The organism is Candidatus Pelagibacter sp. PS_11 (assembly GCF_059417975.1).
Genome location: NZ_CM182075.1, coordinates 143,628 through 166,843, shown reverse-complemented (window position 1 = coordinate 166,843; position 23,216 = coordinate 143,628). Strand labels below are relative to the sequence as shown.

The 23,216-nt window shown below is 23.2% G+C and carries 26 protein-coding genes and 1 pseudogene; 10 read left to right on the top strand and 17 right to left on the bottom strand.

Annotated features, from left to right (window positions below; all coding sequences use genetic code 11):
• The first annotated feature begins 44 nt into the window (after nt 1-44).
• Nucleotides 45-482: a hypothetical protein gene (locus tag AC5SLT_RS00865; protein ID WP_494592082.1), complete on the top strand. Its 438-nt coding sequence runs from the start codon at nt 45-47 to the stop codon at nt 480-482.
• A 736-nt stretch (nt 483-1,218) separates the two neighbouring features.
• Entirely contained in the window at nt 1,219-1,884 is a 666-nt protein-coding gene (locus AC5SLT_RS00860; protein WP_494592081.1) for a glycosyltransferase family 2 protein, read from the top strand.
• On the opposite strand, the gene AC5SLT_RS00855 is transcribed toward AC5SLT_RS00860, so the two are convergent.
• The gene (locus AC5SLT_RS00855; RefSeq protein ID WP_494592079.1) at nt 1,879-2,901 is read right to left on the bottom strand and encodes a hypothetical protein; all 1,023 of its coding nucleotides are present in this window, start codon (nt 2,899-2,901) and stop codon (nt 1,879-1,881) included. The two genes, AC5SLT_RS00860 and AC5SLT_RS00855, sit on opposite strands and share 6 nt — an antisense overlap.
• Nucleotides 2,902-2,905: 4 nt before the next feature.
• A complete protein-coding gene (locus AC5SLT_RS00850; protein WP_494592077.1) occupies nt 2,906-3,646 on the bottom strand; it encodes a glycosyltransferase family 2 protein in 741 nt (246 codons plus the stop codon).
• A 105-nt stretch (nt 3,647-3,751) separates the two neighbouring features.
• On the opposite strand from AC5SLT_RS00850, the gene AC5SLT_RS00845 reads away from it, so the two are divergent.
• Nucleotides 3,752-4,846, top strand: coding sequence for a glycosyltransferase (locus tag AC5SLT_RS00845; RefSeq protein ID WP_494592075.1), 1,095 nt, complete (start codon nt 3,752-3,754; stop codon nt 4,844-4,846).
• Here AC5SLT_RS00845 and AC5SLT_RS00840 read toward each other — a convergent pair.
• Genes AC5SLT_RS00840 through AC5SLT_RS00790 form a run of 11 tightly spaced genes read right to left on the bottom strand, consistent with a single transcriptional unit; the run spans nt 4,843 to nt 12,973 of the window.
• Nucleotides 4,843-5,520 carry a class I SAM-dependent methyltransferase gene (locus AC5SLT_RS00840; protein ID WP_494592073.1) on the bottom strand — a complete coding sequence of 226 codons (678 nt, stop codon included), beginning with the start codon at nt 5,518-5,520 and terminating at the stop codon, nt 4,843-4,845. The genes AC5SLT_RS00845 and AC5SLT_RS00840 overlap by 4 nt on opposite strands.
• Nucleotides 5,520-6,143 carry a class I SAM-dependent methyltransferase gene (locus tag AC5SLT_RS00835; protein ID WP_494592071.1) on the bottom strand — a complete coding sequence of 208 codons (624 nt, stop codon included), beginning with the start codon at nt 6,141-6,143 and terminating at the stop codon, nt 5,520-5,522. Before AC5SLT_RS00835 ends, AC5SLT_RS00840 begins: the two co-directional genes overlap by 1 nt.
• A gap of 2 nt (nt 6,144-6,145) precedes the next feature.
• Nucleotides 6,146-7,309, bottom strand: a complete 1,164-nt coding sequence (locus tag AC5SLT_RS00830) for a glycosyltransferase (protein WP_494592070.1) — start codon at nt 7,307-7,309, stop codon at nt 6,146-6,148.
• Nucleotides 7,310-7,324: 15 nt separating this feature from the next.
• Nucleotides 7,325-7,456, bottom strand: coding sequence for a hypothetical protein (locus AC5SLT_RS00825; RefSeq protein WP_494592068.1), 132 nt, complete (start codon nt 7,454-7,456; stop codon nt 7,325-7,327).
• A gap of 14 nt (nt 7,457-7,470) precedes the next feature.
• The gene (locus AC5SLT_RS00820; RefSeq protein WP_494592066.1) at nt 7,471-8,400 is read right to left on the bottom strand and encodes a Gfo/Idh/MocA family protein; all 930 of its coding nucleotides are present in this window, start codon (nt 8,398-8,400) and stop codon (nt 7,471-7,473) included.
• A 13-nt stretch (nt 8,401-8,413) separates the two neighbouring features.
• Complete coding sequence (locus AC5SLT_RS00815) at nt 8,414-9,208, bottom strand: formyltransferase family protein (protein WP_494592065.1); 795 nt, start codon at nt 9,206-9,208, stop codon at nt 8,414-8,416.
• Nucleotides 9,205-10,101: an aminotransferase class I/II-fold pyridoxal phosphate-dependent enzyme gene (locus tag AC5SLT_RS00810; RefSeq protein WP_494592064.1), complete on the bottom strand. Its 897-nt coding sequence runs from the start codon at nt 10,099-10,101 to the stop codon at nt 9,205-9,207. Before AC5SLT_RS00810 ends, AC5SLT_RS00815 begins: the two co-directional genes overlap by 4 nt.
• 1 nt (nt 10,102) lies before the next feature.
• Nucleotides 10,103-10,792 (bottom strand): class I SAM-dependent methyltransferase, encoded by a 690-nt coding sequence (locus AC5SLT_RS00805; RefSeq protein WP_494592062.1) that lies wholly within the window; start codon nt 10,790-10,792, stop codon nt 10,103-10,105.
• A 7-nt stretch (nt 10,793-10,799) separates the two neighbouring features.
• A complete protein-coding gene (locus tag AC5SLT_RS00800) occupies nt 10,800-11,531 on the bottom strand; it encodes an acylneuraminate cytidylyltransferase family protein (protein WP_494592060.1) in 732 nt (243 codons plus the stop codon).
• 12 nt (nt 11,532-11,543) lie between these two features.
• On the bottom strand, nt 11,544-12,209 hold the full coding sequence (locus tag AC5SLT_RS00795; RefSeq protein WP_494592058.1) for a cytidylyltransferase domain-containing protein: 666 nt from the start codon (nt 12,207-12,209) through the stop codon (nt 11,544-11,546).
• Nucleotides 12,206-12,973 carry an aldolase/citrate lyase family protein gene (locus AC5SLT_RS00790; RefSeq protein ID WP_494592057.1) on the bottom strand — a complete coding sequence of 256 codons (768 nt, stop codon included), beginning with the start codon at nt 12,971-12,973 and terminating at the stop codon, nt 12,206-12,208. The genes AC5SLT_RS00795 and AC5SLT_RS00790 overlap by 4 nt, the downstream gene beginning before the upstream one ends.
• Before the next feature lie 113 nt (nt 12,974-13,086).
• Here AC5SLT_RS00790 and AC5SLT_RS00785 point away from each other — a divergent pair, with 113 nt between their 5' ends.
• Complete coding sequence (locus AC5SLT_RS00785; RefSeq protein WP_494592055.1) at nt 13,087-13,773, top strand: hypothetical protein; 687 nt, start codon at nt 13,087-13,089, stop codon at nt 13,771-13,773.
• Complete coding sequence (locus AC5SLT_RS00780; protein ID WP_494592054.1) at nt 13,761-14,981, top strand: glycosyltransferase; 1,221 nt, start codon at nt 13,761-13,763, stop codon at nt 14,979-14,981. The genes AC5SLT_RS00785 and AC5SLT_RS00780 overlap by 13 nt, the downstream gene beginning before the upstream one ends.
• Here the strand turns inward: AC5SLT_RS00780 and AC5SLT_RS00775 are convergent.
• Nucleotides 14,974-16,482, bottom strand: a complete 1,509-nt coding sequence (locus AC5SLT_RS00775) for an NAD-dependent epimerase/dehydratase family protein (RefSeq protein ID WP_494592052.1) — start codon at nt 16,480-16,482, stop codon at nt 14,974-14,976. The two genes, AC5SLT_RS00780 and AC5SLT_RS00775, sit on opposite strands and share 8 nt — an antisense overlap.
• Before the next feature lie 239 nt (nt 16,483-16,721).
• On the opposite strand from AC5SLT_RS00775, the gene asnB reads away from it, so the two are divergent.
• Entirely contained in the window at nt 16,722-18,566 is a 1,845-nt protein-coding gene (asnB, locus tag AC5SLT_RS00770; protein ID WP_494592050.1) for an asparagine synthase (glutamine-hydrolyzing), read from the top strand.
• Here asnB and AC5SLT_RS00765 read toward each other — a convergent pair.
• From AC5SLT_RS00765 to AC5SLT_RS00755, 3 genes are read right to left on the bottom strand one after another with little or no spacing between them, the layout of a single operon-like run.
• Entirely contained in the window at nt 18,561-18,722 is a 162-nt protein-coding gene (locus tag AC5SLT_RS00765; protein WP_494592048.1) for a hypothetical protein, read from the bottom strand. The two genes, asnB and AC5SLT_RS00765, sit on opposite strands and share 6 nt — an antisense overlap.
• 32 nt (nt 18,723-18,754) lie before the next feature.
• A complete protein-coding gene (locus AC5SLT_RS00760; protein WP_494592047.1) occupies nt 18,755-19,315 on the bottom strand; it encodes a hypothetical protein in 561 nt (186 codons plus the stop codon).
• A gap of 7 nt (nt 19,316-19,322) precedes the next feature.
• The gene (locus AC5SLT_RS00755) at nt 19,323-21,098 is read right to left on the bottom strand and encodes an ATP-binding cassette domain-containing protein (RefSeq protein WP_494592045.1); all 1,776 of its coding nucleotides are present in this window, start codon (nt 21,096-21,098) and stop codon (nt 19,323-19,325) included.
• A 107-nt stretch (nt 21,099-21,205) separates the two neighbouring features.
• Here AC5SLT_RS00755 and AC5SLT_RS00750 point away from each other — a divergent pair, with 107 nt between their 5' ends.
• The 4 genes and pseudogenes from AC5SLT_RS00750 (at nt 21,206) to AC5SLT_RS00735 (ending at nt 23,216) form a co-directional block, all read left to right on the top strand.
• Nucleotides 21,206-21,532, top strand: a complete 327-nt coding sequence (locus AC5SLT_RS00750) for a hypothetical protein (RefSeq protein ID WP_494592043.1) — start codon at nt 21,206-21,208, stop codon at nt 21,530-21,532.
• Nucleotides 21,526-21,753, top strand: a pseudogene (locus AC5SLT_RS00745) (methyltransferase domain-containing protein); the annotation flags it as partial. The gene AC5SLT_RS00750 and the pseudogene AC5SLT_RS00745, both read left to right, overlap by 7 nt.
• A gap of 21 nt (nt 21,754-21,774) precedes the next feature.
• Nucleotides 21,775-22,131, top strand: coding sequence for a hypothetical protein (locus AC5SLT_RS00740; protein ID WP_494592042.1), 357 nt, complete (start codon nt 21,775-21,777; stop codon nt 22,129-22,131).
• On the top strand, nt 22,128-23,216 hold the full coding sequence (locus AC5SLT_RS00735; RefSeq protein ID WP_494592040.1) for a glycosyltransferase family 4 protein: 1,089 nt from the start codon (nt 22,128-22,130) through the stop codon (nt 23,214-23,216). Before AC5SLT_RS00740 ends, AC5SLT_RS00735 begins: the two co-directional genes overlap by 4 nt.

The following is a 23,216-nucleotide window of genomic DNA, read 5'->3' as shown; positions in this document are numbered from 1 at the left end:
TTTTATTTATTTTCTTATACATTAGTGTCCTGCTTGGCTTTATATTGGGTGAAAACTCTAGTGGTGGTGCTTTTCATGACTATGTAAATCAAAAAGAAATTACAGGGTTCTTTGCTAATAATTTTTTATTTACATTCATGAATTATGATGACTACACTACGAGACATTCACCTGTCTTATTAATAGCTTTATCATTTTTTGAGAGGGTTCAATTAGATGATTATCTTATTAGATTAATATATTTCCATATATGTCTAATACTGCCTATTTCTTTTTTTTATATTTTAAAACATAAGTTTAAAGCCCAACAGTTGAAGGCTAAATATCTTCTGATACTTGTTGGACTAATTTTCTTATCACCAATCTTTAGAAGCTTGAGCATATGGCCAGATAGTCGATTAATAGGATTAACTTTCTTTACAACAAGTATCTTATTTTTTTTAAAGTTTATTGAAAAAAAAAAACATCTTTCATGTTCTTAAATATAATTTTTTATACAATCAGTTCTTACTTTAGTCCTAATTTTGCAGTTTTCTCAATATACTTTGTTTATAAATACTTTGGGTATTTGGGTATTAGATCATTTAGATTTTACATTATAATTATTTTTAATTGTATTCTTGCATTTCCTGCTCTGTATTATGTTTTTATTTTAGATATTAATTTCCTTAATAAGTCTGCTGCTATTGGACTTGGTAGAATTGATAATATTTTTTTTACAAATATTTTTAATCAAATTCTCATTATACCCACAATAATATTTTTTTATTTTTTACCCTTTTATTTAACAAAAATTTTAAATATAAAAAAATTAATTAATTATAAAAATTTGTTCATCTCTTTAATTATTTTTTTCATATCATTATTTTATTTTGATTATAGGCCAGAGTACTCCGGAGGTGGAATTATATATAAACTTTCTGACTATTTCTTTAATAACAATATTATTTTTTTTATTTTTTCTTTTATTTCAATTATATTTATTTTAGGGATTATTACAGAAAAAGTAGATAATTTATTAATATTTTTTTTACTATTTATTAGCAACCCACAAATAACTATTTATCACAAATATTATGACCCTCTTTTAATAGTTATGTTTTTTAGTTTATTTGTGTTTAATGTGCGACTAGAGCACCTAAAAAATTTAAAAAAAATATTTTTTCTATATTTATATTTTTTTGGTTTTCTTTTAGCAAATATTTTAAAATCTTATATATGAAAAATTTAACTCTTTTGATCCCTGCAAAAAATGAAGCTGAATCATTACCTGAAGTTTTAAAAGAATTGGAAGCATTTGGATATTCAACCGTAATTATTTTACATCAAAGTGATTTAAAAACAATTGAGGCAATTTCTCACCTCAATGTAAAAATAGTTTTTCAAAAAAATTTTGGTTATGGTGATGCACTTATCACTGGAATAAATGAAATTAATACAGAATTGTTTTGTATATTTAATGCTGATGGTTCTTTTAAACCGGGGGAAATTAAGGATATGATGATAAAACTTGAAACAAATAATTTAGACTTTGTATTCGGTTCTAGATATAACAAGAATGCTAAAAGTGATGATGACACTATAATTACATTGGTAGGAAACTATATATTTTCAACAATAGGTAAGATTTTTTTTAAATTAAATATAAATGATATCTTATATACTTTTGTGCTAGGCAAAACCAATAAGGCTAGAGAGCTGAACCTTAATAGTAAAGACTTTGGTTTTTGTGTTGAATTACCCATCAAGGCTAATAAAAAATTAATGAAATTATCCACAATCACCTCGCATGAAAGACCGCGTATTGCTGGTAAAAAAAAAGTTAATGCTTTTAAAGATGGCTTCTTAATACTTTTAAAGATGATAAGATTATTTTTTTCATAGACTGATATTTTTTATACTTTTATATAATTTTATATAAACGAATAAATACACTAAAACATTTAATACAATTAATGTAATTTGAAATTGAGTGTCACGAACACTTAATGACCCAATGTATAATATAATTAGATTATATAAATTTATCACATTGGCACCTAAATTATTTGATATGTGTCTTTTAAGTTTAAGTGAATCTTTAAAATATAAAAAAATTAATTGATGAAAATGTTGGTTATCTGGTTCAATTGGTGATTTATTTAATTTTAACTTTCTTATTATTGAAAATAATATTTCAAAGCATGGATACCATAATAACAGGATAATAAAAAATGGTGAAATATTTTGATCTAAATTATAAAAGTGAATTAAAAGATAAGAGTAAATCAATCCCAGAACATAAGCGCCATTATCACCTATAAATAAAAGCTTAAATAAATTAAAAAAATAAAATATGACAAGACACATTATCCATCCAACCCATTGTGAACTATTAAGATCTAAAATATAAAAAAAATCTATTTTATATAAAATCAGGGAGACTATAATATAGTATCCTAAAACATTAGTGTTTAGTCCATCAATAAAATTAGTACCATTTACAACTATCAAAACACAAAATAATACAAATAAATTATTAAAGATTGGATCAGTAAGTAATTTATCCAGATAAAGTATTCTTGTATCAAGAATACTTATATCCATAAAATCAATAAATAAATATAATATCATTATTTGTAAAATAAATCTTTTTTGAGCTGATTTAATTATTTTTAAGTCTGCCGACAATCCTAAAAGAAAGGTAAAAAAAAGATGTAGATTGAATACATTTGAGTAATCATAAAAATATAGATAAAAACTACTTAAAATCAATATGCCACCAGATAATGGAATGTTTTCTTTAATTGTAAATTTTTGATGGATTTCACCAGAATAATTCATCAATAATGATTTTTTTTTTAACAAGTTATTAATTAAATAAATTATTATTGGTAACAAAAAAATATATAAATATTTCATAGAATTATTTTTTTTTTAAATAATTAATACTTAAAATAAATAAATAAAAAAAAGATTTAATAAAATTAAAACCCATGTATTTATTATAAACTCTAAATCCATCTTTCAATTTTTGAATTGTGAATGATGATAGTGAATTATCCAGCTTTCTCCAATATGCAAGATTTGATTTGATACCACAGATTCTATAATTTTGTTTTAAAAGATTTAGCCATAATACAAAATCTTCTTTAGTTTTTAAATTTGGGAATTTTATTTTGCCTTTAAAGATACTCTTTTTTAATATAATGGTGGATAGGCCAATATTACAAGATTTTAATAAATCTTCAAATTTGATAAAATCTTTCGCTACACGCGAGGAAATCACTTTATTTCCCTTAATAATATTATATGAAGTGTGAGAAATAGAACATTTATTTTTTATCATAAATTTTAATTGTAATTTTAGTTTATTATTTTTCCACAAATCATCAGCATCAATAAATGCAATAAATTTTCCTTTTGCTGACTTAACACCCATGTTTCTTGAGCCTCCAGCTCCCAATTGTTTTGGATTTATAATAATTTTAACATTTTTATAACCTTTGATTATTTTTCTAATAAATTGAAGGTCCATTAAGTCACTATCATCATAAATTATTATTATCTCAAAATTTTTAAAATTTTGGCTGATAACTGAATTAAAAGTTTTTTTGAAATACAGTTTTTTTTTGAAATAAGGAATAATAACACTGACTAAAACCATATAAATCTTATTTTTTTATTTTTATTAAAGAAATAATATATTTGTAAAACATATTGAATAAAGTGTTTACTATATTTGTATTAAATATTACATACAATATACTTTATGATTAATAAGAAAGTCCTTTTTTTTATGCCCTCTATTGAGGGTGGTGGGGTTGAAAAAAACTTATTCATTGTATCTAAATTTTTCACAAAAAAATTTAGATATATTTCATTAATTACTACATCGGTAAATTTTAAATCTAAGTTTGACAAAAAAATTAAAATAGTTAGTCCAAAATCTGACTTCTGGGTAAAATTTCAAAGAAGACCAAAATATATTATTTGTCTTTTTTTACTTCTAACTGAAATTTTTAAGAATAGAAAAATTATTGTATTTTCTTGGCAAGCAAATATTTATTGTCTTCTCTTGTGTAAATTATTTAGAGTAAAAGTTGTAGTTCGATCAAATTCAGCTCCAATAGGTTGGTCAAAAAATATTTTTAAAAATTTTATTTTTAAAAAAGTTTTAAGATTAGCTGATAAAACTATGGTTAACAGTGAGGAGTTTAATCGTGAATTAAGGAAGAGATATAATATTAAACCAGTAACAATATATAATCCCTTAAATAAAAGTGAAATAATTAAATTGGCCAATAAAAAAATTAAAGAACCTTTTTTTAAAAAAGATTGTTTAAATTTAATTAATGTAGCTAGATTTACCGATCAAAAGGATCACTTAACTTTACTTAAAGCTATTAATTTAATTAAAAATAAAGTTAGATTAAAATTAATGATAATCGGAAGGGGCTCCAACCTTCACACAATGAGAAATTATATAACTAATAATAACTTAAATGATACCATTAAAATAAAAAAATTTACTGATAATCCTTTTCCATACATGCAGTTAGCAAATGCGTTTGTCTTAACATCTACCTTTGAAGGATTACCAAATGTTTTGTTGGAATCTTTAGTTTTAAAAAAATTTATTATATCAAGTAATTGTCAAACAGGTCCTAGGGAAATTTTATTAAATGGAAAAGGAGGCCTACTTTTTAATGTGGGAAATCATACCCAGTTATCAAAAAAAATATTATTTCTCAGCAGAAACAAAAAACAATGTAATAAAATGCTTTCTTTAGCTATTAAAAATTTAGATAGGTTTGATGAAAGTCTCAACTTAAATAAATACCTTAAATTAATAAATAATATTTAACTTTTGTAAAAAATTTTATATTTTATTTTTTTCACGTATTTATAAAAGAAATACAAAAAAACATTATATTTCCATATTGATTTTATATTTGTTATTTTTGAGTCTTTTGTTTTTTTTAAAATGCATAGTCCATTCTCATTCCCGTTAAACTGAAAATCTATTTCTTCAAAATTTGAAAAAAAAAATTCCTCAACAGCTTCTTTTGATAAATCTGAAGTAATTGCATTTGATACACTTTTTATTTGTCTATAAGGGTATGACGAAGTATCATCCACATATATATGCCCATCCTTATTTAAAAAAGGGAAATAAATTTCTAATAATTTCTTTATATGATTGGGCTCATGATAACTATCAATATATAATAAGTCTATTCCCTCATTCAATTTTGGAAATAAAGTAAAAATTTTTTGTTGGTTAAGATCGTTTATTTTGTAAAATTTCCATTTATCGTGACTAAAAAGATTTTTACAATCTTTAATATCAAATGAATAAACTTGTCCATCTGTTTTTTCTACAGCATCTAAAAAAGCGGCAGTAGAGGTTCCTCTATCAACTCCAAATTCTACAATATTTTTGAATTTATTCTTAATTATTTCACTGTGCATGATTGAAAGATGATTTTCTTTATCCCCTTTAATGATCTCAAGTGTCTGTTTATGAAGGCTATTCATTATCTATTTAATAGTTTTCTCAATGAATTTTTTAACGATAGTTCTCTTGACTTAATATTTTTAGGCTCATTTAATTTTTTTTCATTTAATTTAATTATTTTTGCCATTCCAGAACCAACAAAAGAAAAGTATACATTTAGATTTTCTTGATTTGAAAGAATTACCTCATTTATCATTTTAAAAGTTTCTCTATTATTAATCTCGCTATTAAAATGATTTCTATAATTATTTTCAACATATGGTATCCAGCAAATATCATCTATGAACATCTGGCCACCAACTTTTAGTTTTTGATAATAATAAAAAATAATTTTTTTTACATGTTTTGCATTATGAAATGAGTCAATCATGATTACATCAAAAGCATTTGGTATTTCTTTTTCTAACAAGTCAAAATTATCATCTCTTGACTGTATAAATTTCCACCTACTGTTATTTGAAATATGTGAACAATCATCAATATCTACTGAAAACAAATTTCCTTTATTTTTTTCACATATTTCTATAAACTTTTTTGTAGAGAATCCATGTCTAACTCCGAATTCTAATATTATAGGTTTAGAAATTTTATTGGCCTCTGCCATTACAAAATTATCTAATTTATTGCTATACTCATCATTCATTTTTAACTAATTTCTCTTAATAAAATTACAATTTGTTTATAGTGGGAAAAAACTGTAAATTTCTTAATATACTTCTTAGTTTTTAATATTTTAATTTTTTTCTCTATTTCATTTAAATTAGAAAAAATTTTAAAATTTTCTATAAAACTTTTCTTATTATTAGATTTAAACAAAATTCCATTATCTCCATTGTTTAGTATCTCTTTTGGTCCATTTTTGCAATCACTTGATAATATTGGAACATTCAAATATGCGGCTTCAATCAATACAAAGCCTGGGTCTTCCCATAATGATGATAGTATAAAACCACTTGATGCATTCAAATAATTATAAATATTATTTTTGAATGGTATTAACTTTATATTTTTATTTACCTTGTTTTGATTTATTTTATTTTGCATTTCATCTTTTAATTCACCCGTGCCAACAATCAAAAGTTTTGCATCATTTCTAACTTTAATAACCTCAGAAAAACAATCTATTAAAAAGGAAAAATTTTTTTGTTTAGTGAATCTACCTATAGAAATAAAAAATTTTTTAAAATCTGAATTTATAAAAATATTATCATTAATTTTTTCTATTTTTTTTTTTAATATCTCTGAGGGTGTGATTATTGGATCAAATAAAACTCTAATTTTATTTTTTAAGTAATCTATTTCTTTCAAATCATTATAAGTTCCTATAGTTGGGGTGGTAACTAGATTAATATTGGCTACCGTATATTTCCATAATATAGTTCTAAAAAAATTAAATTTTGGCATACCTGAGATTCTTAATATTATTTTAACTTTAAATCTAAAAAAAAAATTTGCGATCAAAGGTAAAGATGAAATTAGATGTAAAATAAAAAAATCTGGTTTATATTTTTTCAAAAGTCTTATTAAAGGGATAAATGCTATTATTATTATATACATATATATCAACCTGCTCCTCCAAAAACCTGTCCAGTTTTTTCCATCTAAAATTTTTGAATTAGTTAGATCTATTATTTTTAACCCAAGTGTATTTTCTTCATTCTTATAACTATTCCATTCGCCAGCTACGTTAACTATCGTGGGTTCAAATTCGTTTTTAGAAAATTTTTTAAGAGCTTCTGATGATTTGATCACAGATCTTACTGTTGCAACCTTTGAAATAAATGGACACCAATAAAAGACTTTCTTCATAGTCATTGATTTAAATTACTTATATATTTTTGAAATTTTTTTATCTGCCCTACCAAGTCTTTTAGAATTTCCTGACGAATTAACTTTTACTGTTTTATTTTTTTCATCTGAAACATAAAATGCATTAATTAATTCCACAGTTTTCAAACAATCACGAAAATTTATACTATATTTTTTTTTTTATTAAAATCGTCTTTAATATCTTCATACATTTTAAAATGACCAAAACCATATGCATTAGGAATATTTTCACTATATTTTTTACAATAACTGTTATCAGGAGAATATTCTTTTAAAATATTTGCAGATAAACCACCAATAGTAACAATTCCCTTAGAACCAACTGCTGAAATCTTAGCTTCATAATCTTTAGGCCTAGCCGCAGTTGTCAATTCTAAAGAACCTAGTGCACCGTTTTGAAACTCAAAAAAACCAACCACGCTATCTTCAACTTCTATTTTTGCACCAAATGTTTTCATTCTTGAACTAACAATTGAAATATCACCAAATAAATATCTTACTAAATCTAAATAATGAATACCTTGATTTGTTAAAACACCTCCATCGTGAGAATAAGTTCCACGCCACTTAGATAAATTATAATATCTTTGAGGTCTGCACCATCTTAATGAAAGATTTACTAATCTAATTTTTCCTAACTTATTTTTATTAATTTCATTTCTTAATTTGAGAATACATTTATTGTTTCTACTTTGAAAAACTGGATAAATTTTTTTTTTATATTTTTTAGCAAGATTATACAGTGAAATTACTTGAGATCTATTCATGCATGGAGGTTTTTCTAATATAATATTTTTTTGAAATTTTTTGATAATTACTGAGGCATGTTCGTAATGCATACCTGACGGAGACATTATCACAACTATATCAATTTTTTTTTCTTTATTAAGCATTGATGTATAATGTTTAAACGTTCTTATTCTAAATTTTTTATTGAAATAATCTCTCTTAGATTTAGATAAATCTGTCATTGCAACTAATTCAAAATTTTTTATTTTTTTAATTGCTTTTATATGATGCTCAGCAATTCTTCCTCCACCCAATAAAGCTATAAAAATTTTTTTTTTCATTAAGTATTTAATGTTAAAATAATTTTACTAATTTAATATTTCTAATTCTAATATTTTTTTTTAAATAGAACGCGGATAACTTATCTTTAAATAATTTATAGTTAATTAACAGATGTTCAATTTTAAAGTCTTTTAATAAAAAAGATTTCCCACTTGTTAATTTTTGACCCTTAGGACTCTTTATCAGCAAAATTGAAATAATTTGATTTATGATATTTCCAATCTTTAATATTGAGACTGATGATAAATCATGAAGATTATAATTTTTTCTTAAATCTGCTCTAACTTGATGTAGTATATTTCCACTATCTGCTTTTTCAATAACGTAATGGATAGTTGCACCAACATTATTTGGCTCTAACATATAACAAGCCCAAAAATTTGAAGCATAACCCCTAAATTTTTGAGTTAATCCACTATGAATATTAATTGTTTTATTTGGCAGGGTAGATAGTAACTTTTTTTGAATAAGGGTAATTCCATAACATAAGACTAAATCAGGTTTAAAATTTCTAACTTTATTAATCATTTTTTGTGAGTTTAACTCATTTAATTCAATGTAAGTTATATCATTATATTTATTAATATAATTTTTGTTTATTTTTAAAAATTTTTTTTCTGAAACATCTCTAAATTTTAGATGATTTTGCAATAAAGAATCTGTTTTTTTTTTTAATTTTTCTTTATTTCTTTTTTGAATAATCACTTTACAATTTTTAAATTTACTCAGCACTTTATTTAAAATAAATTTATTTCTTAAATCATCCCCAAAAAGTAACAAAATTTTTTTATTAGATTTTTTTATCATACTGTGTTCAAAGTTTTCATATCTGTCAAAGCCATCCTGTGGAAACCATCAATTTCTCTTGAACCAAAAACTTTAGTGTATTTATTTTGTTTTTTAAATAATACATAATTTGCAACTGATTTTTTACAGTCATATTTTTGCTCCAAAAAGTTTTTTGTTTCAATCATTCTCATAATAACTTCATCTGTTAAACTAATTATTTCTGGTACAACTATTGAAGCTATAGAGCTAGAAACTTGACTTGTTCTTAATTTTTGAATTTCATTAGCGATTTTAGCTGAAGAATAAGAAAATCCAACTCTCAAACCAGCTATACCTAAGCTTTTACTTAAACTTTTGATAATAATAAAATTAGACTGAAATTTATTTAATAATGAAAATTTATTGGAAAAATCAGAATAAACTTCATCTAAAATTAAAAATTTAAACCTATCTTTTAGTTCAGATATATCATGGCTAGTTCCATCAAACCCGTTAGGATTTGCAATATACATTGCTGAATTATCTTCTAAATTTTTTTTTTTTAAATCTTCCAAATCAATTATCTCATAATTTAAATTAATCATCTTGCAGTAAATTTCAATCATCGCAAACGAATGTTTGACTATATAAAGTTTATCTATATTTAAAGAAAAGATTACTCTCTGCAGTATATCAGCTGCTCCATATCCAATGGCCACCTTACCTATATCTAGATTGTAATAACCACATATAGCTTCATACAAGGAAAATTCATTTCCATAATTTAAAATATATTTTTTTTTATCAATTAATTCTTTTACTTTTAGATTTAATTTTGAATCAAAGTGTACATTTTTTGATAGATCAATTTCTCTATTTTCTTTATCATTAACCATCCAACTTGGTCTAAGTATATCATTTTTTGGCAGCATCTTATTTTTTAATTTCTATATTTAAAGAAAAGCTCTTTGTTTTGTCTATTAAAACTGATGTCATTATAACTTTTTTATTTTTTGTTCTTACGTCACTTGATACTGTATGTTCATATCCATATATATCAATCTTATACTTATATTTTGAAATTTTTAAAATGAATTCTAAAAATTCATTAAAATCTATGATTACGTACGGAAGTCTTAAAAGTGGTTTTTTTGCTATTATTTGATAACTATCAACTTTCTTTTTCATAGTCTTATCAAAAATAAGTCTTACATCAAAATTAATATATTTTTCAGAAAGATTAATAAAATCCTTAATTAGGTTTTTATAGTTTAAACAATAAATTAGAGTCCCAAAACTATAAACCAATTCATATCTAGACTTTAACAAGATTTTCTTTCCATTAAATTTTTCAAATTTATACTTGGGATGTAACAATCTTGCAAAATTTAACATATCATTAGAAATATCAAGGCCTGTATAATTTTTAATACTAGAAATATTTTTTAATATATTTATAAAATTTCCTGTGGCACATCCAAAATCTAGAAAAGTTTTTGAGTTTTTTGCTAATTTAAGGAAAAATTTTTTTTCAGAAGGATAAAGATCTTTAATTCTTTTTCTACCTTTACTAAATTTTTTTAATTGTGATTTATGTCCAAATGCATTTAAATTGAAAGTCATATATTTTTCAATTTTTTATCTTTTTTAAATCTCGCTTTAAGTTTAATTTTTTAATTAAGTGTTTCGCAAGTAATAAATCTTCTTGATTATGAAGATCAATTGAGTCTTTTATTTTAAAAGCCTTTACTTTTTTTCCCATAAACTTCCAAGGATTAAAACCATTATTATTATTTATTGAATTAGTTCTTATTACCCAAAAATTATGGCATAAAAAATAATTTTTTTCTAAATCTTGTCTATTTGTAGATTGGTTATTGTTTATATCTAGATATCCCCTCAAATAACCCTTACTTATCCTTTTGGCTCTTAATGGATGGTAATCATTATTTTCAATAACTGGCACAACCGCACTGATACTTTTATTTTTAATCAAAATATTTAAACATTTTGAAACCCACTCTGATTTTATAATTGGAGAATTGGCTAGTAAGACAACAATAATATCAGGATAAATATTCTCATTTTTTTTTAAATACTTTAAAAAATGTCTTAATACATCTAAATGTTTGGAGTTTGATTGAGAAAATTTTTTTGGCCTTTTTATAGGGCTGAAACCTAACTTTTTTCCTATATCAAGGATTTTATTGTCATCGCTACTTGTAAAAAAATATTTAATCTTTGTAACTTTTTTTGCCTCTCTGCAAGGGTATTCCATGCATGGTATACCGTGTATTTTTAAAATATTTTTATTTTTAAAAGTACTGTTTCCTCTTCCAGTTAAAACTGCTACTACGTTCATGATAGTTAAATTTTAAGAATTTTTTTCAAAGTAATGATTAATTAAAAAATTGTAAATCTTGATATCTTTTAAGGAATTAATTTCAAGACTTGACATCCAATCTATTTCATAAAAATAAGGTTTATTGCCAATAATATTTTTTTTTTCAAAACAAGTTCTTGCATCAACTAAAAACATCCCATTTGATATTTGTGTTAAATAATCAATATTTGCTCTTGAAATTGAATTTTTTTTAAAATTAAAATTAATTGAGTTTTTATTATAAAAAAAATAATCATTTTTTTTTTGAACAGTACATAAAGAATCAAATTTATTTTTATGTTTTTCAAAAGTTATTAATGTTTTATTTATGAGATTAGGAGATAAAAATGGAGATGTTGGATATAAATGCAACAAATAATTTTGTATAAATTTTTTTGAAATTTTTTGATGAAATGTTCTAAGACTGTCTTTTGAATATCTTGAGTAAATTTTTACATTTAATTTTTTGCAAATTTTTTTAATTACTTCATCTGGAGTGGCTACATATATATCTTTTATATATTTTAGTTTTTTTGCCTGAGAAATTTTCCACTCTAATAGGGTCGATCCACCCCATTGATGCAAATCTCCTGATGAAGAATATCTATTTTTTGCAAGTGCAGGAATTATAACAATTATATTTTTTTTAAATTTCATTTTCTTGTTATTAATGTAGATAATCTATTTTTATCAGAATCTGCTCTTTGCTCATAAATTTCATTTTTCAATAAAATATAATAATTTTCAAAATTTAAAGCTTCATTAATTGCTATATCAGACATAAAATTTGATGTGGGTAGAATTACTTTTCTAGTTTCCATTTTATTTATTAATTTCAGTAAATTTTTTGATTTGTTATATTTTTGAATTGTTTTATTACTCAAAGAGCCACCAACAGTTAAGGTCATTTTATATTTTTTTACTTTTTTAGCTATATTAATAATTATATTACTTATAAAATCAGAGTCTGGATAAAGATTTTTCCTAAAAAAACTTTTTGACAAGTCTGATCTCCCAACAGTGATATTCTTTATATATCCGTCTGTATATTTTAATATTTCATCTAAATTATCATATGCAGTTTTAGTCTCTATATTTATACTTAAATGTGGAATTTTCTTTAATTTTTTTTTTCTAAAAAAATCTACAAATTTATAAACAGCAAATTTGCTTTCAATCATAGGGGCAATTATTCCATCAACACCAATCTCTAAACATTTATAGATGTCATTCAAAGCCTCTGCACCTCCAATTTTTACAAACAATTTTGTATTACAATAATTTGTAATTCCTCTAAGATTAGATACGTCATCAAAGCTACTGCCTTCAGCTTCAAATTCAGCTTTTATTCCTATTAATTTATGTTTTGATAATAATATATTTATTTGTTTTATAAGGTTATCTTTGTGTTTAAAATACATTATTAAAGATGAATTAGTTATATTAGAATCAATATAGTTTAATAATTGATATTTACAACAATACAAACTAACAAGTATATAAAAAAGTATTTAGAAAACATTCTAGTTTATTTATGAAATTCGATGTATTGGTAATTGGTTCTAAGCCTAATTCAATTATACCAAATTTTTTTATAAAAAATGTCTATACAGCCCAAGGAGCAGCAGAGAGAGGCAATATATATAAAAAAAAATTTCATAATTCAAATTTGAATTGTTTGGTGGGTGATCTTGAATTTGAAAAAAATCTTAATGTTAAAAAAAGAGTGATTGGCTCCATTCCTCAAAGAATAATTGTAAGAGGAACGAATATTAACTTACCAGAAAAATTAAAAAAAGATTGCAAATTAGAATATATATCTTTTTACAAACAGCTTAAATTTCAATCTCAATTTTTTAAAGGAGGTATAATTACCATTCTTTTTGGTGAGCTAACTAAAGAAATACAATTTTGGGATAAACTTAAATATTTTTTAAAAAAACTAAAAAAATTTGAAATCCAAGGTACTTCAACTGGATTTTATAGCATTCTAAAAGCAATTGATGAGAATCCAAATTCTAAAATTTTGATTACGGGTATAGGAATGGCTGGAGGCAAACAATATTATCATAATTACAACTATGAAAGAACAAACTATCAGGGTAGAGCTCGTGTGGATCGGTTTTTAGTTAAGAAATTAAAAAAAAAATTTTTACAAAATATTTACACTACCGATGAAGAACTTTTTAAAATTGGAAATATCAAATTATGGAAATTATAAAAAAAGACTTCAACATAACCCATCTAGTGGGTGGAGTAAAAAACTCTGGGGCCTTTAAAGGTGCAAATCTACTACATAACGATTTGTTAAAATATAATATTAATTCAAAAATAATATATGATGAACAAAATACAAAAATTAAATTTTTGAAAAGCAAATTAAGACAATCAATAGAAAAATTACCCAAAATACTTTACCCTAATCGTCAAAATACATCATTTAGTTCCTCAATAATAGGCTACAACTTTTTTAATGATAAAACTTATATAAACTCAAATATTATTCACTTACATTGGATTAATAATGGTTTTTTTAATATTTCTCACTTGAGAAAAATCAATAGACCTATTGTATGGACAATAAGAGACATGTGGCCTTTTACTGGTGGATGTCATTATAGTCTTGGTTGTGAGAAATTCATTTCAAAATGTAATCGTTGTCCTCAATTATCTAGTAATAAAAACTATGATCTTTCTACTTTTATACAAAACAGAAAAGGTAAATATTATAATAAAAAAATTAAGTTTGTCGTTAATAGTAATTGGATGAATAAAATGGCGTCAAAAAGCAGCTTACTAAAAAATTATGAAATACTAACATTTTTTCCTTCTTTTGATCTAAATAATTTTTATGAAGACAAAGATAAAAATTATTTAAACTCATTAAATATTAATTCAAATAAAAAAATAATTTTATATGGGGCTCAAAATATAGAGGCAAAATATAAAGGTTTTAAATATTTTTTAGAGTGTTTAGATCATTTAGAAAAAGAAAAATATACAATCGTATTCTTTGGAAATTTCTGGAATGAAAAAGCTTTAAAAGAAAAAAATATAGAATTCATCAATTTAGGTTTTATTAGTGATCAAAATATTCAAAGAAAGCTTTTTAGTTTAGCCGATGTCTTTGTGGCAACATCTTTACAAGAGGGATTTCCAAAAACTGTTGTGGAATCATTATTATGTAAAACACCAATTGTATATTTTAAAGAAACTGCAATAGAAGATGTTTGTGAAAATAAGAAAATTGGTGGATATGGTGCAGATTATTGTGATAGTAAAGACTTGGCAAATGGAATTAAATGGATAACGGAAAATAATACGAAAGTTAAAGAAATAATTGATAAAGCCATATTTAAAATTAAAAATGAATTTAATTCTGAAAAATTAATAAAAAAATACATTGAATTATATAATACGCTTATTTGAATATTTTATTTTCTTTTAGATATTGTAAATAATTCTCAATACCTTTTTCAATTGTATAATTTGGAGAGTATCCAAGAAGTCTTTTTGCTTTTTGTATAGACAATGTACCTCTTTTGGGTCTAAAATTATCTCTTTTAACAACTTCATATTCTAAATTAGGAAAATATTTTTTCAAAATTTTAACAAATTCAAACAACGTTCTCCCTTTTCCGTTGGTTATATTAAAAGTCTCATTTGCACCTTTTTTATTAGTAGAGGCTAAAATCACACCATTAACTAAATCTTGAATATAAGTAAAATCTAGTTTTTCTTCTTTGCCTTGAATAAAAATCTTTTCACCCTTTATTGCTTTTTCAATAAAAATTTGGCTTACTCGCTGATTCATATCTGTAGGTCCATAAACTGCAGAGGGCCTAATCGACGTATAATCAATGTTATAATAGCCACACAAACCTGCTGTAATTACTTCTCCTGCTAGTTTCATTGTTCCATATATTTCTTTTGGATTTGCTTTTGTGTTCTCAGACACTATGTTAGATTTAAAATCTCCATAAATCATACTTGAAGAAAAATAAACAAACCTCTTTATATGATAATTATTAGATGTTGACCTTACAAAATTTAAATTTTCTATCAAATTTTTAGTAGCATCAACCGATCCTATACTGGCCTCAGTTGCATTTAGATTTTTAATTTTAGCAAGCGGTAATGCAGCTGTGTGATAAATTAATGTTGGCTTATATTTTTGTATTAACTTTAAAGTAATCTGCGTATTGCTTGCATCACCTCTTTCAATTATAAATTTTTTACTACTAATAATTCTTTTTTGTCTGTAATCATTATAATTAGACTTTAGGGGGTTAATAAAGCTACCAAAATTATCAAGTAAAATACATTTGGTAACAATTTTTCTTTTAATTAATGTGTTTGCTAAAGTTGAACCAATAAATCCTAATCCACCTGTTATAAGAGCAACATTATTTGACATTAATATAGATCTTTTTTTTAAAGTTTCAGTAGCATATATCATTCCAACAAGATTTTTACTAAGATTAAAAGTTCTATATAAAGTGGCATAATTTTTTCTAAATAGTGCTTTCCATTGGTTTTTTTTATAAAAATTCACTAATCCCTTTTTACAAAGCAAAAATGATGGTTTTTCTTCTTTTGTAATTATATAATTATTAAAACCCATCATAATTTTTCCAAGTTTACTTTTTCTATATTTATTATCTAATATAAGCGTATCAAAAAGTAAAAAAAAATGTTTTTTTTCCTTATCTTGATATTTAAAATAACCTTTCCTTAAAGCAGTATAGCCAATTAAATTTTTATTCATAAAACATAAATTATGAATATCATCTTTTCTTATGTTTTGATCAAACCATTTTAATTGATTGGAAAAACCAAATTTCCAATGATAATCTTTTAATTTACAAATTTGAAAAATAATCTTTTTATTAAGTTCTTTTGTTCTTTTTGACTTAAAGATTAATTCCATTAACTTCTAATATCTATTTTCTTATTATCTTAATTCTTACTTTCATATGTTAATCATCCAGAATTTAAACTTTTAACAATTACTGAAATATCTTTTTTATCAAGATTTGTTTTACATAAAGTAATTTTTCATGATCTTCTATACGAAATTATTTACTAAAAAAAAAGGATTTTAAAAATTTATTTTTAATAATATATAATTTGACTTATTTTTAAATTAAACTAAATCCATATACTATAATGTGTGGAATTGCTGGATATTTTAAAAAAAAATTAGAAAAAAACGCACTCATTTCATGTTTACATAAAATGAATCAAAGCCAAATACATAGGGGCCCTAATAGCACAAATTCTTATATAAACCCTGATAATAACCTTGGTTTAATAATGTGCAGATTATCAATATTAGATTTAGAGCTTGGTATGCAACCAATGACCTCGAAAGATGGACGGTATACAATAATTTTTAATGGAACAATCTTAAATTCACCTGAATTAAGAAAAGAGTTAGAACAAAAAAATGTTAAATTTTTTACAAATAATTCTGACACAGAAGTATTACTTCAATTACTGATAAATTATGGAATAGAAAAACTTGATAAGTTAAACGGTTCGTTTGCATTTGCTTTTTATGACAATCATAAAAAAAAAATAATTTGTGCAAGAGACAGATTTGGCTTGGCACCTTTCTATTATACATGGAAAAATAATGAATTTTTATTTGCTTCAGAATTAAAAGCTTTGCTTGCCACAGGTAAAATATCTAATGAATTAAATTTTGAGAGCTTAAATAAATATTTAAGCTTATTATGGGTACCAGGACCAGATACTATACTTAATGATGTAAAAAAACTTCCTGCAGGATATTTTATCAAAATAGATATTGATAAAGAAAAATTTTCTATAAATAAATGGTGGGACATAGAGATTAAGCAAACAAATTATAAAAATTTAAATGAAATTACTGAAGAAATAAAACAAACCTTAGAACAATCAGTTAAAAGAGCTACTTTATCCGATGTGCCTCTAGCATGTGGATTGTCAGGTGGCTTAGACTCTCAATCGATAGTTGGGCTACTTGCAAAAAACAATTATAAAGTTAATACTTTTACCATGGGTTTTGACGGTCATGAACCAGGCGATTTAAATGAAATCGAAGTATCAAAAATAGCATCAAAAAAATTTAATACCAATCACACAGAGATGATTATTGAAACTAATGACTATTTTAATGATCTTGATAAAATGATTTATCATTTAGATGAACCATATGGGGGTGGATTGCCACTTTGGCATGTGCTTAAGGAAGCTGGTAAAAATTTTGGTGTTATATTAACAGGACTAGGTGGTGACGAACTTTTTGGCAATTTCGGAAGGTGGACTCTATTAGAGAAAACACATTATAAAACTCTTAAAAATAAATTTCATTTTGACACTTTATTTTTTAATAGAAAATATTTTTTTTCTGAAAATCTAAAATCAAAATTGATCAATAAAGAATTAAAATCTTCTGCTAGCACATATCTAAAAGAAATTATAGATAAGAATGATCTAACTAACATGAGAGATAAAATAATGTATTTAGATGTAAAAACTCAATTACAAGATGAATATTGTAATATGGTGAACAAATTTTCAATGGCGAATCAAATCGAAGCTAGAGCTCCTTTTTTAGATAATGATTTTACGAATCTAATTTTTTCTATTTCGTCCAACATAAGAACAAGTAAAAAAGATTTTAAATATTTATTAAGAGAGTCTATGAAAGAAATTATTCCAAAGCAAAATTTAAATAATAGGAAAAGAGGCTTTATTGGTCCAGAATCAAGAAAACAAAATTTTAATTATAAAGAATTAAATAATACTTTATTTTCACCTAATAAGATTAAATCTCAAAATATATTTGATGCTGATTTTATAAAAAACTTTTTAAAATCTTTTGAAGAAAAAGGTTGTTATAAAGAAAATTTGGGATTTTTTACTAAGAACTATGGCTATAAATCATTATGGGGTCTTGTAATGTTTCAAAAATGGTATGATATTTTTTTAGATAAAAATAATAATAATTTTCAATTAAAGTTATAAATATGAAAATCTAAAATTTTTCTTACAAATAATCTTTAAATTTTTCTTACTGTTCAGGATTTTAAATGTAACTTTATAAATTTTAAGAAGTTCTTTATAATCCATATTAAATTCTTTATTACTGAATTTCTTTCTTTTTATTACTTTTTCATCCATTACTATAAGTATGGAAGGCATGGGACAGTGTTTTAGGTACAAATTTGCAATCTTTTTCTTATTTTTTTTTTATAAAGATAAATAAATAATCTTTGAATAAAGCCTTCACTATCAATTATAAATTGAATTTTATTTAAATTCTTGTTTATAAGATAATTTGCTACTATTTCCTCTTTAAACCATCTTGTAAAGATTAACTTATTTTGATGACTGAAATTACTCTCTCTTATCAATTCTAATGTAATTTTTGAAAACTTTTTATTTCTATTCTTTTTAAAAATATTATCAAGATTTTCTTCATAAATTCTAAAAATTTTTTTTTTTAAACCTTGAAACAAAGTCTCCTTATGAACCTTATTGCTTAAAAGGGTTTTTTTAAGATAAAAACTTTGATGACTTTTTTTTCTAAAGAAAAAAAAAATTCTTAATAAAAAATAATTAAATATGTTACTTTCATTGTAAGGTAAATATTCCTCTATTATTTGTTTATATGAGTATGTCCTAATTTTTTTTTCTTTAAGTGTGTTTTTAATATTATCTTTGAATGTTGTCTTTCCTGAACCAGAAATTCCAAAAAACTCAACCCTATTCATAAAAAATTTAGCTTAAATATTTATTTAAATCTTGATTTCTAGACAATACTAACTCTTTTTCACCAAAATCTTTAATAATACCATCACTCATGATCAATAACTTATTACAAAGTTTTAAACTTTCTAATCTATGTGAAACAAAAATTAAAATTTTATTATTTAATTGTTTTATATTCGATAAAATTTCTTTTTCATTATCGTAATCTAATGCATTTAAACTTTCATCTAAAATTATAACATTTGGATCATTATAAATTGCTCTTGCTAAACCTATCCTTTGTCTTTGACCATGTGAAATTTTTGAACCATCATCTCCTAAAAGAGATTTTGTTTTTTTAGGTAAATTTTCAACAAAATTACCTAAGTTAGTAAAACTTAAGCATTCGCTTATTTTTTTTTGATTAATTTCATGTTCTTGATCTGCAAAAGCAATATTTTTTTCTAAAGTTGAGTCTAAAATAAAACTATCCTGTGGAACATACGAAATTTTATTATTTAAATTATATTCATTAATATTATTTTTATCATAATCATTTAAGATTATGCTTCCTTTGTTTGGCTTCAACAATCCACTTAATAGATGAAGTATCGTTGATTTTCCAGATCCAGACGCTCCAATTATACCTAAAAAATCATTTTCCTTAACCTCAAAACTAATATTATGTAGTACGTGCTTGTCAGTTGAAACATATTTAAAATCAACATTTTTAAATGTAATCTTTTTAATATTTTCATTGAGCAAAATTTTTAAATTATTTTTCTCAAAATCTTTTAAGTCCATCATCATGCTGTAAATAATTTCAAATGGAGATCTAAAAAATGATAAGCTTGTATAAGCATTGTTTATTGCTACAAAAGAGGGCAATAATCTAATTGATGCAAATGCTAAAAAAGTAATTGTACCGAATATAGTTTGATTATTTTGACTACTATCTATTAAAAATATTACGACAGATGTGAATATTATTATTATTATCATTTCGAGAAAAATTTTTGGTAATTTTCCTATCAAATAATGGTAAACTTGGTATTTATTTTTTTCTTCTGCAATTTTACTAATAAGATTAATAAAAAAATTTTCTTTTGATCCAAGTTTAATAAATTTTATACTTTGATATGCTTCATTTAAGTATTGAGTTTCAGTTTTTTCAAGTATTCTGGATTTATCACCAATATCATTTAATTTTTTTTTGAAAAACTTGCTAAAAGTATATGTTAAAAGGACTAATATTAGTGTTATAAATAAAATTATTTTCCATTCAACATATATCATTCCAAATAATATTAGTGAGATTAATATTAATTCTTTTATAATTGAAAAAACTTGAAATATGTATCCCATGAAACTTTGTGATTGTCCTGAGACTAAATTTATTAAATGAGATTTGTTATTATTTAAAAAATATTCATAATTTTGACTTAAAAAGAAAGTGAAAATTTTTTTTTTTATATCTAGTAATATTTTCTTAGAAATCTTAATTTCCAAAAAACTAATAAAAAAACTTAACGAATGTTTTATCAAAAAAATAATAATTATAGCAATTGAAAAGAAAGTGATTAATTTGAATTTATCTAGTCCTTGCAAAAAGAATTTTAATGCTGGAACTGGAATTTTCTCTATTACAATTCCTGGATCACTTAGAGAGATTGCAAAAACACCAATCAAACTAATTCCAATCAACTCTAAAAAACTACTTAAAACAGATATAACTAAAACAGATAATAGAGAAAAATAATTTTTATTTCCAAAAATTTTTTTTAAATTTATAAATTTTTTAAACACAATAGAATAAATGAGTAATGATAAATATTGTTAAAATTAAGTTTTTTTTATACTTATTTATTGCATAACATGTATAAGTAATTTTAACTATTTTATTAGGCTTTTATATGTTTTTTAAATATACCAGTATACTTAAATTGATATCTACATACAAAATAGCTAGAAAAAAGTACGCTGAAAGAAAAAATATACAACTATTTCTCAAAAATAAATTAAAAAAAACTGATGTAATTAAGATATCTTACGATATACAATCAGGGGATTACATAAAATATTTTAATAAGCTTCCCAAAAAAAAAATTGAAAAAATTTATTATCCATTAATAAAAGCTATTAATAATAATTTTAAATATTCAAAAACGATCTTAGATTTTGGGTGTGGAGAACTTACAACTTCATATTATGTTTTTAATCATCTAAAAAAAAAATTGTAAAGTATCTTGCCAACGATAACTCTTTAAATAGATTAATAATAGGTAAAAATAATTTAAGAAAGTATTTAAATAAAAATGATTTTAAAAAATTTGAAATATTTTGTAACTCTGAATACAAACTACCATTTAAAGAAAATTCAATTGATTTAGTTTTTACTATTCACTCTTTAGAACCAAATAACAAAATTAAAGAAAAAATTTTTGATGAATTATATAGAATTTCAAGACACGGAATTATTTTTATGGAACCTCATTATGAAATTGCTTCTAAAAAACAAAAAAAACGAATGGTTAATTTAGACTATGTTAGAGGATTCGAGAGGTTATTAAAGAATAAAAAAATTAATTATCAAATTATTAAAAAAAAGTACCATATAAATAATGAAAATATTTCCTCGCTTTTTATTATAAAAAAAAAGAAAACTAACAAAAAAAATAATCATAGATTTGTAGACCCTTTAGATTTAACAGAATTGAAAGATTTCAAAAAATATTTTTATTCAAAAAATAATTTTAGAATTTTTCCTATAATAGATGATGTTAAGATCTTTAATAATGATACTCAGCTTTTTTTACCATCTATAAAAAAATCAAGATGAAAATTTTGTTTGATAATAAAATATTTATTAACCAGATTAATGGTGGACCTTCAGTATATTTCATAAATCTAATTAAAAAGTTACAAGAAATAAATTATAAAACTAACATTTCATCAAAATTACACTTAAGCAACGCACTTTCTGATAGCGGAATTCATAATACTGGAAATAAAGTACCCTTTAACTCAAACCTAATTAAATATAATTTTTTAAAGAAATATCTCCATAAAATTAATAACAAAACTTGCAATAAAGAAATTAAGAATTTTAAACCAAACATATTTCATACAACATACTATGAAAACTATAATTATTCTTATGATAATAAATTAGAAAAAGTTGTTACTATTTTTGATTTAATAAATGAAAAATTTAACAAAACATTTTATAAAGAAAAAAAAAATTCTCATAAAAAGGAAATTTTAAACTTTGCTGACAAAATTATTTGTATATCTAATAATACAAAAAAAGACCTTTTAAATTATTATGATATAGATGAAAAAAAAATAAGTGTTATTTATTTAGGCTACCCAGATAAAAAGGGAAATTTACAAAAAATTTTTGGTTTTCCATATATCTTATATGTTGGAACAAGATGGAAATATAAAAATTTTGAAAATCTTTTAAAAGCAATTTCTTTTTCTAATTATTTGAAAAAAAATTTTAAGCTAATTGCTTTTGGGGGTGGTAAGTTTAATAGATATGAGGAAGATTTAATAAAAAAGTATGACTTAAAAAATGTTTTACAAATTGAGGGCGACGAAACTAAATTACACTCATGTTATAAACATGCATCTTTATTTGTTTATCCAACAAAGTATGAAGGCTTTGGACTGCCTATTTTAGAAAGTTTTTTATATGAGTGTCCTGTTGCGTGTAGTTATAACTCATCATTACCAGAGGTTGCTGGTGATGGAGCTATATATTTTAACCCAGATGATCCAGATGATATTTGTGACAAAATTGAGAAAATTTTAATTTCATCAGAAATAAAAGAAGATCTTAAAAAAAAATCTTCTTTACAACTAAATAAGTTTTCATGGTCTAAATGTGCAAAAGAAACCTATGATTTTTATAAATCTTAA

Coding starts and splice junctions, on each gene's coding strand:
- AC5SLT_RS00860 (WP_494592081.1), top strand. CDS start 1,219: ATGAAAAATTTAACTCTTTTGATCCCTGCAAAAAATGAAGCTGAATCA.
- AC5SLT_RS00855 (WP_494592079.1), bottom strand. CDS start 2,901: ATGAAATATTTATATATTTTTTTGTTACCAATAATAATTTATTTAATT.
- AC5SLT_RS00850 (WP_494592077.1), bottom strand. CDS start 3,646: ATGGTTTTAGTCAGTGTTATTATTCCTTATTTCAAAAAAAAACTGTAT.
- AC5SLT_RS00845 (WP_494592075.1), top strand. CDS start 3,752: ATGATTAATAAGAAAGTCCTTTTTTTTATGCCCTCTATTGAGGGTGGT.
- AC5SLT_RS00840 (WP_494592073.1), bottom strand. CDS start 5,520: ATGAATAGCCTTCATAAACAGACACTTGAGATCATTAAAGGGGATAAA.
- AC5SLT_RS00835 (WP_494592071.1), bottom strand. CDS start 6,143: ATGAATGATGAGTATAGCAATAAATTAGATAATTTTGTAATGGCAGAG.
- AC5SLT_RS00830 (WP_494592070.1), bottom strand. CDS start 7,309: ATGAAGAAAGTCTTTTATTGGTGTCCATTTATTTCAAAGGTTGCAACA.
- AC5SLT_RS00820 (WP_494592066.1), bottom strand. CDS start 8,400: ATGAAAAAAAAAATTTTTATAGCTTTATTGGGTGGAGGAAGAATTGCT.
- AC5SLT_RS00815 (WP_494592065.1), bottom strand. CDS start 9,208: ATGATAAAAAAATCTAATAAAAAAATTTTGTTACTTTTTGGGGATGAT.
- AC5SLT_RS00810 (WP_494592064.1), bottom strand. CDS start 10,101: ATGCTGCCAAAAAATGATATACTTAGACCAAGTTGGATGGTTAATGAT.
- AC5SLT_RS00805 (WP_494592062.1), bottom strand. CDS start 10,792: ATGACTTTCAATTTAAATGCATTTGGACATAAATCACAATTAAAAAAA.
- AC5SLT_RS00800 (WP_494592060.1), bottom strand. CDS start 11,531: ATGAACGTAGTAGCAGTTTTAACTGGAAGAGGAAACAGTACTTTTAAA.
- AC5SLT_RS00795 (WP_494592058.1), bottom strand. CDS start 12,209: ATGAAATTTAAAAAAAATATAATTGTTATAATTCCTGCACTTGCAAAA.
- AC5SLT_RS00790 (WP_494592057.1), bottom strand. CDS start 12,973: ATGTATTTTAAACACAAAGATAACCTTATAAAACAAATAAATATATTA.
- AC5SLT_RS00785 (WP_494592055.1), top strand. CDS start 13,087: ATGAAATTCGATGTATTGGTAATTGGTTCTAAGCCTAATTCAATTATA.
- AC5SLT_RS00780 (WP_494592054.1), top strand. CDS start 13,761: ATGGAAATTATAAAAAAAGACTTCAACATAACCCATCTAGTGGGTGGA.
- AC5SLT_RS00775 (WP_494592052.1), bottom strand. CDS start 16,482: ATGGAATTAATCTTTAAGTCAAAAAGAACAAAAGAACTTAATAAAAAG.
- asnB (WP_494592050.1), top strand. CDS start 16,722: ATGTGTGGAATTGCTGGATATTTTAAAAAAAAATTAGAAAAAAACGCA.
- AC5SLT_RS00765 (WP_494592048.1), bottom strand. CDS start 18,722: ATGGATGAAAAAGTAATAAAAAGAAAGAAATTCAGTAATAAAGAATTT.
- AC5SLT_RS00760 (WP_494592047.1), bottom strand. CDS start 19,315: ATGAATAGGGTTGAGTTTTTTGGAATTTCTGGTTCAGGAAAGACAACA.
- AC5SLT_RS00750 (WP_494592043.1), top strand. CDS start 21,206: ATGTTTTTTAAATATACCAGTATACTTAAATTGATATCTACATACAAA.
- AC5SLT_RS00740 (WP_494592042.1), top strand. CDS start 21,775: ATGGAACCTCATTATGAAATTGCTTCTAAAAAACAAAAAAAACGAATG.
- AC5SLT_RS00735 (WP_494592040.1), top strand. CDS start 22,128: ATGAAAATTTTGTTTGATAATAAAATATTTATTAACCAGATTAATGGT.